Source organism: Blastomonas sp. CCH9-A1 (assembly GCF_001557175.1).
Taxonomy (GTDB): domain Bacteria; phylum Pseudomonadota; class Alphaproteobacteria; order Sphingomonadales; family Sphingomonadaceae; genus Blastomonas; species Blastomonas delafieldii_A.
In genome coordinates, this window is record NZ_LSHM01000070.1 from 148,418 (window position 1) to 165,061 (window position 16,644).

Annotated in this window: 16 protein-coding genes and 1 tRNA gene; 7 read left to right on the top strand and 10 right to left on the bottom strand. The window is 65.1% G+C overall.

Going from position 1 to position 16,644, the window contains the following annotated elements:
* Positions 1 to 82: 82 nt before the first annotated feature.
* Entirely contained in the window at positions 83 to 1,210 is a 1,128-nt protein-coding gene (locus AX725_RS18785) for a hypothetical protein (RefSeq protein ID WP_208597888.1), read from the bottom strand.
* Between the two features lie 179 nt (positions 1,211 to 1,389).
* Here AX725_RS18785 and AX725_RS18790 point away from each other — a divergent pair, with 179 nt between their 5' ends.
* Positions 1,390 to 2,490, top strand: a complete 1,101-nt coding sequence (locus AX725_RS18790) for a fatty acid desaturase family protein (protein ID WP_060977926.1) — start codon at positions 1,390 to 1,392, stop codon at positions 2,488 to 2,490.
* 90 nt (positions 2,491 to 2,580) lie between these two features.
* On the opposite strand, the gene trhO is transcribed toward AX725_RS18790, so the two are convergent.
* Positions 2,581 to 3,357, bottom strand: coding sequence for an oxygen-dependent tRNA uridine(34) hydroxylase TrhO (gene trhO, locus AX725_RS18795; protein ID WP_066112444.1), 777 nt, complete (start codon positions 3,355 to 3,357; stop codon positions 2,581 to 2,583).
* An 80-nt stretch (positions 3,358 to 3,437) separates the two neighbouring features.
* Between trhO and pdeM the strand changes: the two genes are divergently transcribed.
* Both pdeM and AX725_RS18805 read left to right on the top strand, forming a co-directional pair.
* A complete protein-coding gene (pdeM, locus tag AX725_RS18800; RefSeq protein ID WP_060977924.1) occupies positions 3,438 to 4,118 on the top strand; it encodes a ligase-associated DNA damage response endonuclease PdeM in 681 nt (226 codons plus the stop codon).
* A 152-nt stretch (positions 4,119 to 4,270) separates the two neighbouring features.
* Positions 4,271 to 7,045 carry a TonB-dependent receptor gene (locus AX725_RS18805; protein ID WP_060977923.1) on the top strand — a complete coding sequence of 925 codons (2,775 nt, stop codon included), beginning with the start codon at positions 4,271 to 4,273 and terminating at the stop codon, positions 7,043 to 7,045.
* Positions 7,046 to 7,110: 65 nt separating this feature from the next.
* On the opposite strand, the gene AX725_RS18810 is transcribed toward AX725_RS18805, so the two are convergent.
* From AX725_RS18810 to AX725_RS18820, 3 genes are all read right to left on the bottom strand, one after another.
* Positions 7,111 to 8,328, bottom strand: a complete 1,218-nt coding sequence (locus AX725_RS18810; RefSeq protein ID WP_060977922.1) for an MFS transporter — start codon at positions 8,326 to 8,328, stop codon at positions 7,111 to 7,113.
* A 95-nt stretch (positions 8,329 to 8,423) separates the two neighbouring features.
* Entirely contained in the window at positions 8,424 to 9,197 is a 774-nt protein-coding gene (locus tag AX725_RS18815; protein ID WP_082730784.1) for an RlmE family RNA methyltransferase, read from the bottom strand.
* The gene (locus AX725_RS18820; RefSeq protein ID WP_231726923.1) at positions 9,194 to 10,411 is read right to left on the bottom strand and encodes a Ppx/GppA phosphatase family protein; all 1,218 of its coding nucleotides are present in this window, start codon (positions 10,409 to 10,411) and stop codon (positions 9,194 to 9,196) included. Before AX725_RS18820 ends, AX725_RS18815 begins: the two co-directional genes overlap by 4 nt.
* Positions 10,412 to 10,607: 196 nt before the next feature.
* Here AX725_RS18820 and AX725_RS18825 point away from each other — a divergent pair.
* A tRNA-Gln gene (locus AX725_RS18825) sits at positions 10,608 to 10,681 on the top strand.
* 80 nt (positions 10,682 to 10,761) lie between these two features.
* A complete protein-coding gene (locus tag AX725_RS18830; protein WP_060977921.1) occupies positions 10,762 to 11,280 on the top strand; it encodes a DNA-deoxyinosine glycosylase in 519 nt (172 codons plus the stop codon).
* 12 nt (positions 11,281 to 11,292) lie between these two features.
* Here AX725_RS18830 and AX725_RS18835 read toward each other — a convergent pair whose 3' ends face one another.
* The 5 genes from AX725_RS18835 to AX725_RS18855 form a co-directional block, all read right to left on the bottom strand.
* Positions 11,293 to 11,472 carry a PLDc N-terminal domain-containing protein gene (locus AX725_RS18835; RefSeq protein WP_060977920.1) on the bottom strand — a complete coding sequence of 60 codons (180 nt, stop codon included), beginning with the start codon at positions 11,470 to 11,472 and terminating at the stop codon, positions 11,293 to 11,295.
* A 23-nt stretch (positions 11,473 to 11,495) separates the two neighbouring features.
* A complete protein-coding gene (locus AX725_RS18840) occupies positions 11,496 to 12,665 on the bottom strand; it encodes a zinc-dependent alcohol dehydrogenase (RefSeq protein WP_060977919.1) in 1,170 nt (389 codons plus the stop codon).
* 43 nt (positions 12,666 to 12,708) lie between these two features.
* The gene (locus tag AX725_RS18845; protein ID WP_060977918.1) at positions 12,709 to 13,323 is read right to left on the bottom strand and encodes an SRPBCC family protein; all 615 of its coding nucleotides are present in this window, start codon (positions 13,321 to 13,323) and stop codon (positions 12,709 to 12,711) included.
* Between the two features lie 159 nt (positions 13,324 to 13,482).
* Positions 13,483 to 14,481 (bottom strand): sensor histidine kinase, encoded by a 999-nt coding sequence (locus AX725_RS18850; RefSeq protein ID WP_060977917.1) that lies wholly within the window; start codon positions 14,479 to 14,481, stop codon positions 13,483 to 13,485.
* The gene (locus tag AX725_RS18855; protein WP_171455892.1) at positions 14,471 to 15,229 is read right to left on the bottom strand and encodes a Crp/Fnr family transcriptional regulator; all 759 of its coding nucleotides are present in this window, start codon (positions 15,227 to 15,229) and stop codon (positions 14,471 to 14,473) included. Before AX725_RS18855 ends, AX725_RS18850 begins: the two co-directional genes overlap by 11 nt.
* A 109-nt stretch (positions 15,230 to 15,338) precedes the next feature.
* Here AX725_RS18855 and AX725_RS18860 point away from each other — a divergent pair, with 109 nt between their 5' ends.
* On the top strand, positions 15,339 to 15,755 hold the full coding sequence (locus tag AX725_RS18860; RefSeq protein WP_066117499.1) for a response regulator: 417 nt from the start codon (positions 15,339 to 15,341) through the stop codon (positions 15,753 to 15,755).
* A gap of 85 nt (positions 15,756 to 15,840) precedes the next feature.
* Complete coding sequence (locus AX725_RS18865) at positions 15,841 to 16,560, top strand: DUF4142 domain-containing protein (RefSeq protein WP_066043956.1); 720 nt, start codon at positions 15,841 to 15,843, stop codon at positions 16,558 to 16,560.
* Positions 16,561 to 16,644 lie beyond the last annotated feature (84 nt).

Below are 16,644 nucleotides of genomic sequence, written 5' to 3' on the forward strand. Positions count from 1 at the left end.
ATCCCCGCCGCGCCGGGCCGGCCGGACGCCTTAACGCGCGAATGTTGCAATGGTCTGAACGCCCGGCAGTCCGGTCAGGCGATCAGAGCGGCTTTTCGTAGATCAGATATTCGCGGTTGACCTTGCTCTCGATCGCATCGGCGATCGCGTTCATGCCCTGATTGTCCTCGAGCACCCAGCCGATCTCGCCGCGCACGGTGCCGTAATTCTTCACCGCCTCGACGCGGATCGTCTCGATCAGCATGAAGGCAAGCTGCGCGGCCATGCGCGTGTTCTGCAGGTCCTTGACCACGCCCATCAGCGGCACGCGCACGCTGGGCGAACGGCAGGTGCGCAGCCACCAGAGCAGCTTGGCCCAGCCGAAGGGGAAGAGCGATCCGTTAAGCGGTGCGGTGACGGTGTTGATATCGGGCAGCGTCATCAGGAACGCGACAGGACGGCCGTCATATTCGGCGATCATGATCAGGTCCTCGCGCACCAGCGGGCGCAGCTTCTTGCCGATATAGGCGACCTCTGCATCGGTGATCGGCACGAAGCCCCAGTTCTCGCCCCAGGCATCGTTGAGGATCGCCAGGATCGTCGCAGCATCCTCGTCGAACCGGCTCTTGTCGACCTTGCGCAGCCGGATGCGCTCGTTCTTGCGCCCGGCGGCGACGATGCGCTGGACCAGCGGCGAAAAGCCCTCGACGATCGGCAGCTCGTAGGACAGCAGCTTCTTGGCGGGCGTGTAGCCGGCGCGCTCGATCCAGCCCTGATAGGCGCGGTTGTGATGCCCCATCATGATGATCGGCGGGCGGTCATGACCGAAGGTGAGCAGCCCCGGCTCGTCCCAGATCGACAGGCTCAAGGGGCCGAGCGCGCGGGTCATGCCCTGGTCGCGCAGCCATTGCTCGGCGGCGTTCAGCAGCGCGCGGGCTACGGCCTCGTCCGCCGCCTCGAACATGCCGAAATTGCCAGTGCCGGGGCCCATGCCCTGTTCGACCGGCTGGGTCAGCGCGAGATGGTCGATATGCGCCGAAATGCGCCCCACCACCTTGCCATCGCGCCGCGCGATCATCGGCTGGACGGTGGCATGGCCATAAAACGGGTTCTTGGCCGGATTGAACATCTCGTAGACTTCGGCGCGCAGGGGCGGCACCCAGGCCGGGTCGGAGGCATTCAGATCATAGGCGATATCGACGAACGCCTTGAGGGCGGCCTTGTCGTTCACCGGGCTGACGCTTATCTGCTGCTGGTCCGCCAAAACTCATCCTTCATCGTCATGGAAGCCCCAAAGGGCCGTGCCCTTTGTCGCTCCGCCATGATCTGTGTCAAGGAATTGCGGGCCAGATATTGCCATCATGCTGCCACGTTGCCGTGGCTTAAGCGGGCGATCAGTACAGGAACATCATGGCTAGCAGTTTCCCCCTTTCCGATTCCGGCCGCAGTGCCGCCCAGGGCGCGACCCTGGCGCGCGCCAGCGGCCAGGTGCCCGACGACATGGCGATGATCCGCGCGGCCGCATCGCTGACGCGCGATCTCAACGCCGCGAAGCCGGGCGTTTACTGGGCGGACATGCTCGCCTCGGTCGCGGTCGGCTATGGCGCGCTGGTCGGCGCGATCCTGGTCGATGGCACCGGGCTGGCGCTGCTGTGCGCGCTGGTCGCGATCCTGGCGCTCTACCGCGCTGGCAGCTTCATCCACGAACTGACTCATTTGCGCCCCGATGCCGTCCCCGGATTCAATGCCGGCTGGAACGCGCTGGTCGGCATTCCGCTGCTCATTCCCAGCTTCATGTACGAGGGCGTGCACAATCTGCACCACCAGCGGCTGCGCTATGGCACGGTCAAGGACCCCGAATATCTGCCGCTCGCGCTGATGAAGCCGTGGACGGTGCCGCTGTTCGTGCTGGTCGCGGCCCTGGGCCCGATCGGCCTTATCGTGCGCTATGGCGTGCTGTCGCCGCTCTCGCTGATCATCCCGCCGCTGCGCCGCATCGTCGTGGAGCGCTATTCGGGGCTCGTCATCAACCCCGCCTTCCGCCGCGTCATGCCCGAAGGTCAGGCGCGCCGCCACTGGCTGGTGCTCGAAACGCTCGCCAGCGCCTGGGCGATGACGCTGATCGCGCTGGTCGCGACCGGCACGCTGCCGCTGCGCGCCTTCCTGATCGGTCTTGCCATCGTCTCGGGCACCATGGTGCTCAACCAGGTACGCACGCTGGTCGCGCATCTGTGGGAGAACGAGGAGGAGCCGATGAGCGTCACCGCGCAATATCTCGACAGCGTCAACGTGCCACCGCCCGGCCTGCTGCCCGAGCTCTGGGCGCCGGTGGGCCTGCGCTACCATGCGCTGCACCATCTGCTGCCCGGCGTGCCCTATCACGCGCTGCCCGAGGCGCACCGCCGCCTGGTGCGCGAACTCGGCGTGGAATCGACCTACCAGCTGGCGAATTATCGCAGCCTTTCCGGGCTGGTGACGCGGCTGGTGAAGAGCACCTTCGGACGGCGTTAAATTTTCCTGTTCTCCGGCGAAAGCCGGAGCCTAAGGGCGAGGTGGTGCTGTAGCCGCTTCTGGATTCCGGCTTTCGCCGGAAAACGGGATTTAGTCGGTGCCACCTTTCGCCACCGCACGCTCGACATCGAGCAGTTCGAGCCCCTGGCCCAGCGCGACGCGCTCGTCGAACACGAAGCAGCCGCCCTCGAACAGCGATTGCTCGGCGGGCACCTGTTCCAGATATTTCAGGATGCCGCCCCTGAGGTGATAGACCTCGTCAAAACCCTGCGCGCGGACATAGGCGGTCGCTTTTTCGCAGCGGATGCCGCCGGTGCAGAACATCGCGATCTTCTTGCCCGAAGTGCGCAACTGCTCGGCCTGCGCATCGAACCATGCGGGAAACTGGGTGAATCGCTCGGTGCCAGGATCGACCGAGCCGGCAAAGGTCCCTTGCGCGAATTCGAAGCTGTTGCGCGTGTCGATCACCACCGTATCGGGATCGGCGATCAGCGCGTTCCAGTCCGCGGGTTCGACATAGGCGCCCTGGCCATGCACTGGGTCGATATCGGGCACGCCCATCGTCACGATCTCGCGCTTCACCTTGACCTTGAGCCGCTTGAATGGGGGCATATGCGCGCCCGAATATTTGACCTCGATCGGGGCAAAGCCCGGCATCGCGCGGATGGCATCGACCAAAGCTGCGATCCCGTCTCCAGGCCCCGCCAGCGTGCCGTTGACGCCCTCGTGCGCGATCAGCAGCGTGCCGCACAGCGCTTGCGCCTCGCACAGCGCGTGCAGCGCATCGCGCGCGGCCTGAGGCTCCGCGATCGGCGCGAAATGATAGAGCGCCGCGACGGTCAGCGGATAGTCGGTGGGCAAGGTCATGCGCTGCCCCATAATCGGCGTGCGACGATCTGCCAAGCACCGGGCTTGCAACACCCCGATGTCTGCGGCATGGCAGAGCCATGGTTCCCCTTTCGTTCGCCGGGCAGGATTTCGTCATCGTCGATCGCGCCGCGCTCTACTGGCCGCGCGAAAAGGCGCTGTTCGTGGCCGACCTGCATTTCGAGAAGGCGAGCTGGTATGCACGGGGCGGGCAGATGCTGCCGCCCTATGACAGCGCGGCGACGCTCGACCGGCTCGAACGCGCGCTCGCGGCCTCGGGCGCGACCAGCCTGTGGTGCCTGGGCGACAATTTCCACGACAGTGACGGCGCCTCGCGGCTCGACCCGGCGCTCGCTGCGCGGATCGAAAGCCTGTCGTGCCGGATCGCGCTGCACTGGATCACCGGCAACCATGACAGCGCGCTCGAAACCGGTTTCGGCGGCAGGGTAATCGAAGAGGCCGAACTTGCCGGGCTGGCGCTGCGCCACAAGGCCGAATCGCGCAGGAGCGTGCCCGAACTTTCGGGCCATTTCCATCCGCGCCTCAGGGTACGGCTGCGCGGGCGGACGGTCTCGCGCCCCTGTTTCGTCGCCTGTTCCGACCGGCTGATCCTGCCCGCCTTCGGTGCATTGACCGGAGGGCTCGATGCCGATGACCCGGCTATTCTGTCCGTTCTGGGCGCAGGCCCTCATGCCTTTGTCGCTACGGAAAGCGCGGCCTTGCGCTTCGACTTGCAAAAAACGGCAGAATTCCGGCGATAAAGTCACTTGCATAACTGGTGTTGCGTTTTCGCGACAACACTCTGCATTTTTGCGGGCAGCCCGCGCAACCGCTGGAATCCCGCCGATTTTGGTCTAACGTTCACGTCAAGGCGGCGCATGACCGCCAGAGAGACCACAATCAGGAGAGAGATATGCCCATGCGTTTCGGCAAAGCCAGCCGTGTGTCCCTCATGCTTTCAGCCGGCCTGGTGGCCATGGCGAGCCCCGCCCTGGCGCAGGATACGGATCAGGAAGGCGTCAACGACAGCAACACCATCGTCGTCGTGGCCCAGGGCCGCGAGCAGCTGCTGTCCGACGTTCCGGTCGCGGTGTCGGCCGTCAACGCCGAAACGCTCGAGAATACCGGCGCCAACGACATCCGCCAGCTGAACCAGGTCGTCCCCTCGCTGCTCGTATCCTCCACCGGCAACGAGGCGAACGGATCGGCGCGTATCCGCGGTATCGGCACGGTGGGTGACAATCCGGGCCTCGAAAGCTCGGTCGCGGTGTTCATCGACGGCGTCTATCGCTCGCGCTCGGGCATCGGTCTCAACGAACTGGGTGAGCTCGACCGGGTGGAAGTGCTGCGCGGTCCGCAGGGCACCTTGTTCGGCCGCAACGCCTCGGCCGGTATCCTGTCGATCTACTCGAAAAAGCCCGAATTCGAATTCGGCGGCTTTGGCGAGGCGACCTATGGCAATTTCGACAATATCCGTCTGCAGGCCGGCCTCACCGGCCCGTTGAGCGAAACGCTCGCGGCGCGCTTCGACGGCGTGTACGAAAAGCGCGACGGCTTCCTGCGCGATGTGAACAACAATATCGACCTGAACAATCGCGACCGCTATTTCGTCAAGGGCCAGCTGCTGTGGGAGCCGGTGGATGCGGTCTCGTTCCGCTTCATCGCCGACTATACCAACCGCGACGAGCGCTGCTGCGGTGCGGTTTATCTGGGCCGCGATTTCAACCCGCTGATCGGCGACCTCAACAACCCGTCGACTCCGCTCGCGCCGCTCCAGACCACGGGCAACAACATCATCAACGTGCTGCGCGACCTCGGCCAGCCGATCGGTTCGTTCAACGATCCGTTCAGCCGCAACACCTTCGTCACCCGCGGCCGCACCTATAACGGCAAGACCAAGGATGGCGGTCTCTCGCTCGAAGTGAACTGGGACATGGGCGGCGCAACGCTGACCTCGATCACCGGCTATCGCTATTACAAGAACAGCCAGGCCTCGGACACCGATTACAGCGCGGTCGACATTCTCTATCGCGCCGACGATACCGACGCCCAGTTCCGTCAGTTCAAGACCTTCACCCAGGAACTGCGCCTGCAGGGCGAGGCGTTCGACGGCAAGCTCGACTGGCTGGTCGGTGGCTATTTCGCCGACGAAGACCTGACCGTGCGCGACAACCTGCGCTTCGGCAACCAATATGGCCGCTTCGCCACCTGCCGCATCATCTCGGGCGGCGGTCTCGCCGGCCTGTATTCGCCGACCTCGCCGGGATGCGTCGTACCCGGCGTGGGTCCCGCCACGCTGGCTGCGGCGAGCGGCGGTGGACAGACCGGCGCGGATATCGCCAACGGCTTCGCGCTGCTCGATACGCTCAACAATCTCGGCTCGATCAGCGATCGCTATTTCCAGAACAGCCGCAACTATGCGTTCTTCACGCACAATATCTTCCACATCACCGACAATCTCGATCTGACGGTCGGCCTGCGCTACACCAACGAGCGCAAGCGCTTCAACGCGACCTTCAGCAACGACAACACCGTCTGTACCCGCCTGCAGGCATCGCTCACCGACGATCTGATCAGCCCCAATGCCACCGCACGCGCGCTGGCTGGCGCTCTGGTCGGCCTGGGCTGCCAGGGCAACTCGACCGCAGAGCTCAACGGCGTATCGATCCGCGATCGCCGCAGCGAGAACGAGTTCACCGGCACTGCGGTGCTGTCGTGGAAGCCCACCGACGATCTGCTGCTCTACGGCAGCTATTCGCGCGGCTACAAGGCAGGCGGTTTCAACCTCGACCGTTCGGCGCTCAAGGGCCCGGTCGTCGCTCCGCTGGGCGGCGCTCCGGTGACCACCTTCGCGGCGGTCGGCGGTGCGCAGGCGCTGGTGCGCAACCTGCAGTTCGACCAGGAAATCGTCGATGCGTTCGAACTGGGCGCGAAATATTCGCGCGGTCCGCTGACCATCAACCTCGCGCTGTTCCGTCAGCAGTTCGAGAATTTCCAGCTCAACACCTTCAACGGCACCGTCTTCCTGGTGCAGACGGTCAACGGCTGCTCGACCGATCTCGCCGGCGCCGACCGCGATCTCAGCGCCACGACCGGCGGCTGTGCCCGTGGCGACGTGACCTATGGCGTGGTCGCCCAAGGCGTCGAGCTCGAAGCCTCGATCCGTCCGTCGCGCACCTTCACGGTCAATGGCGGTCTGACCTATGCCGATACCAGCTATCGCAACAACCTGATCGGCAACCGCAACGGCGCGCCGCTGGATCCGGCGCTGCGCAAGCTGCCCGGCGACAACCTGTCGAACGCGCCCGAGCTGACGCTGACCGGATCGATGGCCTGGACGCCGGATATCGGCAATAACGGCCTCTCGGGTCTGGTCTATCTCGACACCCGCGTGACCGATGCCTTCAACACCGGATCGGACCTGTTCCCGCAGAAGGAACAGCCGAGCTTCGTGGTGGTCAACGCACGCGTCGGCCTGCGCGGTCCGGACCAGGCCTGGGCGGTCGAGCTCTGGGCACAGAACCTGTTCAACGAGGACTTCACCCAGGTCGCGTTCAACAGCCCGTTCCAGGCCGGTACGACCGCAGCGCCGTTCGTCGATCCGCAATTCCCCGGTGGACGCCAGATTTTCTCGGCCTTCCTGGGCGAACCGCGCACCTATGGCATCACCCTGCGCGGCCGTTTCTGATCGCTCTGCAAGGGTAACGCTAAAAAGCCCCGTCCGCACATCGCGGGCGGGGCTTTTTGCTGCGCTCAGGCGGCGGAGGGTTGCCCGGCATGGCGCAGCAGCGTGACCGTCAGCACCGTCACCGCGCCCGCCATCAGCCCTGCTGCAACGACAAAGGGTGCGCCCGGGAAGAAAGGGCCCTGGGCATCGGCATAAGCGGCAAACACCCCGGTCATCAGCGGCGGCCCGATGATCGCGGTCAGGCTGATGGTGCTGGCGATGGCACCCTGCAACTCGCCCTGCGCATCTTCGGCCACGCGGGGGCTCATCAGCTGCTGCATCGCCGGGAAGCACATGCCCGGGATGGCGCCGATGATCACACCCAGGATCACCACGGGCGTGCTCGGCGCAAAGGCGAGCGTCAGAAACGAGGGGATCGAGAACAGCAGGCTGATCGTCGCGGTGCGCACCGGGCCGAACCGGGCGATGGCCTTGCCCGACAGCACGCCCTGGGTCAAAACCAGCAATATGCCGAACAGCGCGATGGTTGCGCCGGTGACCGCAGGCGTCCACTCGAATTTCGCCGTGCCATAATAGGCCCAGACCGAAAGCTGCGCCTGGCTGGCGAGCTGCATCAGGAAGATCGCGCAGAGGCATCCCATGACCAGCGGGATGCGCCGCATTCGGCGAATCGTGCCCAGCGGATTGGATCGGAAGGGATCGAATCGCCGCCGCCGCTCGGGAAGAAGCGTTTCCTCGAACCGCAACAGCCCGAAAACCGCCCCGGCGGCGCACAACAGAGCCGCAGCGACAAACGGCAGCCGGTCGCCAAACTGGCCGATCAGCCCGCCGATCGCCGGGCCGAGCACGAAGCCCGCTGCGCCCGCGCCGCCGAGCATGCCAAACGCCGCCCCGCGCCGCTCGGCCGGAATGCTGTCGGCGATGCAGCTGTTCGCGGCGGCATAGCTTGCGCCCATCACGCCCGAAATGGCGCGGCCTGCGAACAGCCAGGCAAGGCTCGGGGCAAAAGCCATCAGCGCATAGTCGACGCCCAAAAGCGCCAGTGTCGCCAGCAGCACCGGACGCCGCCCGAACCGGTCGCTCAGCCCCCCTATCACCGGCGCGAACAGGAATTGCATCGCAGCATAAGTGAACAGCAGCCAGCCGCCCCAGGTCGCCGCGTGATCGAGGCCTTGCCCTGTCAGCGACTGGATCAGCGACGGCATCACCGGCACGATCAGGCCGATACCGGCCATGTCGATGAACACGATCGACGCCAGAACCAGCAAATTGCGATGGATCATGAGGCCCCCACGTCCATGGCAGCGCATCGGTCAGGCTGCATCAGCCCCCAGCATCGCCATTCCGCCCCACAGGGCAAGGCGAATCACCCCCAGTTTCAGGCCAGTTCGTCGCCGCCCGCAGACGCTGCTCGCGGTTTGCGACCTTGCGCCACGACATACCATTCGTTGCTGCCCTTGCGGCTGGCAGGCGGCTTGGCGTGCTTCACGGTCTTGAAATGCTGCTTGAGCAGCGTGAGCAGGTCGTTGTCGGTGCCACCGGCCAGCACCTTGGCAACGAAGGTCCCACCCTCGATCAGCTGATCGACCGCGAAATGCGCCGCCGCCTCGACCAGCCCCATGGTGCGCAGATGATCGGTCTGCTTGTGGCCGACGGTGTTCGCCGCCATGTCGGACAGAACCAGATCGGGCCTGCCGCCGAGCGCATCGATCAGCTTGCCCGGCGCATCATCGGCCATGAAGTCCATCTGGAAGATGGTGACGCCCTCGATCGGGTCGACCGGCAGCAGGTCGATGCCGACCACTGCCGCCTTGGGGTTCACCCGGCGCACCAGCTGCGACCAGCCGCCCGGCGCAATGCCTAAATCGACCACATGCCGCGCCTTGCGCACGATGGCGAATTTCTCGTCGAGCTCGACCAGCTTGTACACCGCGCGGCTGCGATAGCCTTCGGCCTTGGCCTTGCGGACATAGGGATCGTTGAGCTGGCGCTCGAGCCAGCGGTTGGACGAGGCGGTGCGCCCGCGCGCAGTCTTGACCCGTTGCTTGAGACCATCGCCATATTTGCCCTTGGCCTTGCGCCGCGAATCGCCGGGAATCCTTCCGCCGCCGCTACCGCTGCCGGCACCGCCATCCTTGCCGTCGCCGCTCATGCGCGTTGCTCATGCGCGGAGCGTGGTTGCGGCGCATCCTTGCCCATCAATGCGCGCAATATGCCCTCGCGAATGCCGCGATCGGCGACGCCCAGCCGCATGGCGGGCCATATGTCGAGGATCGATTCGAGAATGGCGCAGCCCGCCACCACCAGATCGGCGCGCTCCTTGCCGATGCAGGGCAGTTCGCGCCGCTGGTTCAGGCTCATGCCCGCCAGCCGCGCGCTGATGGCGCGCATCGATTCGGACGGCACGATCAGCCCGTCGATCGCGTCGCGGTTATAACAAGGCAGGTCGAGATGCAGGCTGGCGAGCGTCGTCACCGTGCCGCTGGTGCCGAGCAGCCGCCGCTCTGCATCGGGCAGCTCCGGCAACCGGCGGGCAAAGGGGGCAAAGCCGTCCATCACCCGCGCTCGCATGCGCGTATAGGCGGCCGCGCGCGACTCGGGATCGTCATGATCGAAGCGCTCGCTCTCGGTCAGCGTCACCACGCCCCAGGGCACGCTCATCCAGTCGAGAATGTCGGGCACCGGGCCTGAGCTGTCGACCAGCACGAGCTCGGTCGATCCGCCGCCGATATCGAAGATCAGCGCCGGGCCATCGCCGGGTTCGAGCAGGATATGACAGCCAAGGACCGCGAGCCGCGCCTCTTCCTCGGCGGTGATGATGTCGAGCACGATCCCGGTTTCGCGGCGCACGCGATCGATAAAGGCCGGGCCGTTGCTCGCCTTGCGGCACGCCTCGGTCGCGACCGACCGCGCCAGCGCGACATGGCGGCGGCGCAGCTTGTCGGCGCAGATCGACAAAGCGGCGACCGCGCGATCCATTGCGGCATCGCTCAGCCGTCCGCTCTGGCCAAGGCCCTCGCCCAGCCGCACGACGCGGGAGAACGCATCGACCACGACAAAGCCGTCCGCGGCCGGTTTCGCGATCAGCAATCTGCAATTGTTGGTGCCGAGATCGATCGCGGCATAGGCGCGCCGGGCATTCCAGCCGCCACGATCGCCATGGCCGCTCTTTGCCGGTCTGGATTCGGTGATTCGCGTCGGTGTGCCGGGTGCGGGCCCCGGGCCGCGCTGGCCCTGATGGGCACCCGTCTTGGACCTGCCTCGCTGTCGTGCCGCATTCCGGCCATTTCTGGCAGGATTTGCCAGTTCCTTGGCAACCTTGCCGCCATCGGACGGGGTGATTGCGGGGGATTCGGCCTGCGGCATGGATGTGGGTCGCTCCACCATGCCAAAATCGCTCTTTTTCTCATCCGGGCATGCCCACGCGGCCAATATGTCCACGCTTCGCCGGTACTTGAGGCCAAGGCTAGCCAATATGCGGTGAATGCGCAAGCTTGGCACCGATTCGTCGCGATTTGGGTCTTGACCGCGTCCGCCGACGCGCCTAATTGCGACCGCCTATTGCCCCTTCGTCTAATGGTAAGACCACGGACTCTGACTCCGTTAATCAAGGTTCGAATCCTTGGGGGGCATCCATTTCCTTCCCCGAAAAACCCCGATCGGCCAGCCTTGTGCAGGATAGTGCGCGCCTCGTCGCGGCGCGCTGAAACGCCGACATGACGCACTCTCGCCCGCTTCCCGATCCCGTCAGCAGCCTTGCACCGGTGCTGCCGCAGACCTGCACGCTGCTGCTGCTGGGCAGTCTGCCGGGCCGGGCGTCGCTGGCGGCTGGGCGCTATTACGGGCATCCGCGCAACCATTTCTGGGCGCTGATGGAGCGAGTGATCGGCGAATCGCTGGTCGCGCTCGACTATGCCGCGCGGCTCGAGCGAATCGGCGCGCGCGGCATCGGTCTGTGGGATGTGATCGGGTCGGCGCGGCGCGGATCGAGCCTGGATGGCGATATTCGCGATGCCGTGGCCAATCCGCTGCGCCCGCTGGTCGAGCGGCTGCCGCATCTGCGCGCGATCGGCTGCAATGGTGCGCTGTCGGCGAGGGGCGCGCTGCGCGCGCTGGCCGGGCTGGACCTGCCGATCGTGCCTTTGCCGTCGAGCAGCCCGGCTTATACACTGCCCCTCGCTGCCAAGGCCGAAGCCTGGCAGCCGTTACGGGCCTTCATCCTGCCGCCGGGCTGACCAACGCCGCGGTCAGACCCGCCCGCGCTTGGGGCCGAGGAAGAACCAGGCGATCAGACCGATTACCGGAAGGATGACGATGAGCAGCGTCCAGAGCAATTTGGTCGTGGTGGTGGCACCGCTGCCCCAGACGCTGAGCACCGCGATCACGTCCAGAATCAGGATGACGATGCCGAAAATGCTGTATTCCATGGGTATTCTCCTCGGGACCGCGATCAGGGGTGCATGACCACCTTGATCCATTCATTCTGATGATCGCGGAAATTGCGGTAGCCGGTCGCTGCCTCGTCGAGCGGCAGGCGGTGGCTGATCAAGAAACTGGGATCAATGACATCACGCTCGATGAGGTCGAGTAGTTCCGCCGTATAGCGTCGAACATGCGTCTGACCGGTGCGCAGCTGCAGCCCCTTCTGCATCATCGCACCCAGGGGAAACAGATCGGCCTTGCCGCCATAGACACCGGGGACCGAGACGCGCCCACCCTTGCGGCAGGCCATGATCGCCTGGCGCAGCACATGCGCACGGTCTTGCCCCAGGCCGACCGTCTGCTTGATCCGGTCGGCGATATTGTCGACCACAAAGCCGTGCGCTTCCATGCCGACCGCGTCGATCACCGCATCAGGGCCGATCCCGCCGGTCATCTGCTTGAGCGCATCGAGAATGTCGGTCTCGTGGAAATTGACCGGCTCGGCGCCCAGCTGCTCGGCCATGTCGAGCCGCCCCTGGACACCGTCGATCGCGATCACGCGCCCGGCCTTTTGCTGGAAGGCGCTGAGGATCGTGAACAGCCCGACCGGGCCGCAGCCCCAGACCGCGATGGTGTCGCCCGGCGCGATCTCGGCGTTGAGCGCGGCCATCCAGCCGGTGGGCAGGATATCCGAGAGGAACAGCAGCCGCTCGTCGGGAATATCCTCGGGCACGACCAAAGGCACGACGTCCGAATAGGGGATGCGGACATATTCGGCCTGGCCACCGGCATAGCCCCCGGTCAGGTGCGAATAGCCGAACATGCCAGCCATCGGGTGGCCGAACGCCTTTTCGGCGACTTCCTGGTCCTCGACCGGGCAGCTGTTGTCGCAATTGCTGTAGCGCTGCTCGCTGCAGTGGAAGCATTGGCCGCAGAAGATGGTGAAGGGCACGACGACGCGCTGGCCGACCTCAAGCGTGCTATCCTTGCCCACGGCGACGACCCGGCCCATGAACTCGTGACCCAATATGTCATCCTTTTCGACCGCAGGGATCACGCCGTCATACAGGTGGAGGTCCGACCCGCAGATCGCGGTGGAGGTGACTTCGATGATGCAGTCGCGCGGGTTGACGATGGCAGGGTCGGGCATCTGACGGACGTCGATATCGCCCTTGCCCTGAAAGGTGGCAGCACGCATGGCTTGAGGTTCCTTGTATTCGGGGGATCGGGATGCACGGGCCTCAGGCGGCGTCGGGGCGCATCTTCGCGGTGGCGATCTCGCCCGTCTCGACCAGCATCTTCATCCGGCGCAGATCGCGCAGCAGGCCCAGCTCGAGCGCTTCGGCCATCATCGCCTCGGTCTTCCAGGCAGACGCAAAATGGTGCGGACGCACCGCCATGATCACCTCGACCGCCGTGCCCTTGTCGCCATTGTCGCGAAAGCGCAGTCGGCCGTGCATATCGGCATGGCCCTCGCCCTCGGAGCGCCAGGCGATCAGCTCGTCCTCGCGCTCGGCGACGATCCGGGTGAGCAGCGGGCGCGAGGCCATGTCGCGCAGTTCGGATGGGGGCAGCAGCAGATCGGGCTGGTTGCCTTCGGGAAAGGGCAGATATTCGAGTACCGACCAGAGCTGTGCAGTGCCCTGCCAGCAGGCGCGGATCTGCTCGGGGGTGGCGCGGATGGTGACGGTGGCGCCGGTGACGCGATAATCGCCAAAGCGTCGGCGGTGCCGGGCGCTGCGCGCGGGGGCGGCATCATGGTTGATGCCCGGCTTGCGGCGATAGATCAGGACCCCGCCTGCCGCAGTGGCAAGCGTGGCAGCGAGCCCGTATCGGGCCCAGTTGGCGATGTTCATGGCCTGTGTCCCTGGTTGCGAGCAATGGTGACACGGTGCCCCTCAAGGCTCGTCGGGGGGTGGGTAAAGGCACCGTGTCGGGGTCAGGATTAGGCGGCGAGGCCGCCCGCGATCATCACATGGGTTGGTAAGTACCGATAAAATCCGCATATTCCGCGGTCAGCTGTCGCGATCCTGCGCGCGAGCGAGCGGCAAGCGCACATCGAACATCAGCCCGCCGGGCAGCGTCTCGATCGCAGTCTCGGCGTCCATCTCGTAATGCAGCGCGCGCTCGACAAAATCGCGCGCCAGTGCGCCCAGCGCCTGATCGGGATCTGAGAGGTTGCGGCCCTCTTCCTTCCAGATCAGCGTCAGCAGCGGCTTGGCGGCGCTATCGTCAATGCCCCATTGCACCTGCAGGCGCGGCGGCGGATCACCCGGTTCGCCAAAGGTCACCGCATGGCTGGCAAGCTCGTGGATTGCCAGGCCCAGCATGTTCGCGGCCTTGACCCCCAGCATGATGTCCGGCCCTTCGGCGCGCACCTGTTCCTCGCCGTCGAGATGGTGGCTCAGCAGCTCGTCATGCACCAGATCGGCAAGGTTGACCTGGCCAGTCGCTGAGCGGGTCGAAAGCGACTGGGTGCGCGCGAAGGTGTTGATGCGCCCGTCGAACTTGGCGACGAAATCCTCAATGGTATCGCAATGGTCTGCCGTCCGCCGCGACAGCGCCCGCACCACGCCCAGCGTGTTGCGGACGCGATGCTGCAACTCCCCCAGCAGCGACCGCTCCTGGTCGCGCAATCGCTTGAGGTCGTCGATATCGGTCGAGGTGCCCAGCCATTCGATGATGCTGCCATCATCGCCGTGGACCGGTCCGGCGCGGGTCTTGTGCCAGTAATAGCGGTCTTCTTCCGCCTTTCGGATGCGAAATTCGACCTCGAAACTCTGCCGATCGGACGCGAGGCTCCATGCGGTCTGCGCAGCCTCGCGATCGTCGGGATGGACGACATCAAGCCAGCCATCGCCGACATACTCGGCCTCGCTCTGGCCGGTAAACGCCTCCCATTGCGGGCTCGCCCAGAGCCACGCCCCATCGCGCCCCGCGCGCCACACGAGCAGCGGCAGCGTAGCGATGAAATGGTTGAGCGTCTGGACCGGGCCGGACCAGCTAGAAGGCATGGGCATTCTCCTTGTGCGCACCTGCCCCGCCATCGGCATCGCAGATCTTGAGATAACCGCCATCAAACAGCGCGGTTGCTTCGAGCCGCGGCAGGTCGAGCACCGTCAGACATTTCTGTTCGAGCTGGATCAGCCCGTCACGGCGCAGATCCTGCAGGGTCCGATTGACATAGACCGGGGTCATGCCGAGCGCCTCGGCCAGTTCGGTCTGGGTGAGGTGGAAGCTGCACCTGCGGCCGGTACTGAGCCCGACCGAGCGCTGACGCAGGAACAGCTCGCACAGAAAATGCGCCATCCGCTCGCGCGCCGTGCGCTGTCCGAGCGAGGTGGACCGTTCGCGCTGGATGGCGGAGGAAACATGCATGTCGCACCAGAGCAGCTTCTCTAGGTCGGAATGCCGGGCGCGGGCGATATCGAGAAAATCGTCGTCCAGCAGCCCGACTCTCGTCTGGGTCAGCGTGGCGATGCTGTGGTCCATCGATTTTGCGAGATGGCCGTTGATGTCGAAGATATCGCCGGGGATGAGGACCGAGAGAATCTGCCTGCGCCCATCCTCGAGCGTCTTGTAGCGGATTGCCCAGCCTTCGATCAGCACATGCAGCGGACCGCTGCCTTCGCCCTGACGCACGAGATCGACCCGCGGGGGCAGGGCGCGCACATCGCGTTGCACCCGCTTGGCCAGCCAGGCTTCAGACGCGCTGTTCAATTCGCCAAAGCCGCGCAGCTTCAAGGTGACGTGCGGCGTCAAGATTTTCGGCCTCCCATGGCGTCTTGTGGGGAACCTACGCACGGCCTGCGAGTATGTTGCACAGGGAAACCGAACTCATCCGTTCCAGTGAAAAAAGCTTGAGTGGTCAATGACATCACCGCCGTCTGACGAAGCCTTGCTGCGCGGCTGCCGCGTCCTCGTCGTGGAAGACGATTTCCTGATCGCCGATGATTTCTCGCGGCGGCTGGTTGCGCATGGCGCGCAGATCGTTGGGCCGGCCGCAACCCTCGACGCTGCCCTGCAAGCGCTCGATCAGGCGGGATCGGTCGATGTGGCTGTGCTCGATATCAACTTGCGCGGCACGCTGGTCTTTCCCCTTGCCCGCCATCTCGAGGCGCTGGACATCCCCTTTCTCTTCTGCACCGGCTATGGCGAAGACCCGATTGCCGATTGCTTTCGCGAGGTCACGCGCTTCGAAAAGCCGCTGTCGCACCAGAGCTTTACCGAGATGGTGCAGATGATCGCGCGCATGATGCAGAGCGCGCGGGGAGGGCCGTTGCGCTGAACGCCGAAATGGACTTGCCTATGTAAGTTCACCCTCGCCTAGCCCCGCCTATTCCTGCCGCACCAACCATCGAAAGGATGTGGTTATGCGGAATATGGCAATCTTGACGGCGGCCCTGCTGGTGGCGGCCTGCGATGCACCCGATGGCGCGCGCTCGGACACGGCAGCGGGCGATGCGGCTGCGACCGGGCAGGACGATATGGCAATGAATTCGGCGAACGATCCCGCCGTCACGGCAACACCGGTATCGACTGGCACCTATGTGGCGCAGGCCGCCAATTCGGATTTGTACGAGATCCAGGCGGGCGAGCTGGCAGCAAAGAACGGCCAGTCGCAACAGGTCAAGGATTTCGGCCGGATGATGGTCACTGACCACACAAAATCCTCGCAGGACATGAAGGCGATGGTGACGCGCGCCAATCTGGGCACCCAGCCCCCGGCGCGGCTCGATACCGAACATCAGGCGATGATCGACCGGCTGAAGGCGGCACGGGGCGAGGCCTTCGATCGCGAATATCTGAGCCAGCAGATGGCGGCGCACCGCAAGGCGCTGGCGCTGCATCAGGGCTATGCCCAGAGCGGCGACAATAACGAGCTCAAGGGCTTTGCGACACAGGTCATCCCGGTCATCCAGAAGCATCACGACTGGCTGGAACAGAATGGCCAGGGTGCCAATGGCACGACCGCCGGGGTGGGCACGGGCAACCGCAGCGGCGCGATGCAGGACGGTAGCATGGGCACAGCGAACGAATCGTCGAGCGCCAACCGCGCCCCGCGCGCGACCGGTTCGACCACCGATCAGTAACGGCGGACAAACAGAGCGGATCCGCTCCTTCTCTCCACCTCACTGGCGGCCTTCGGGTCGCCATTTTTTTTGCAGACGATGGCC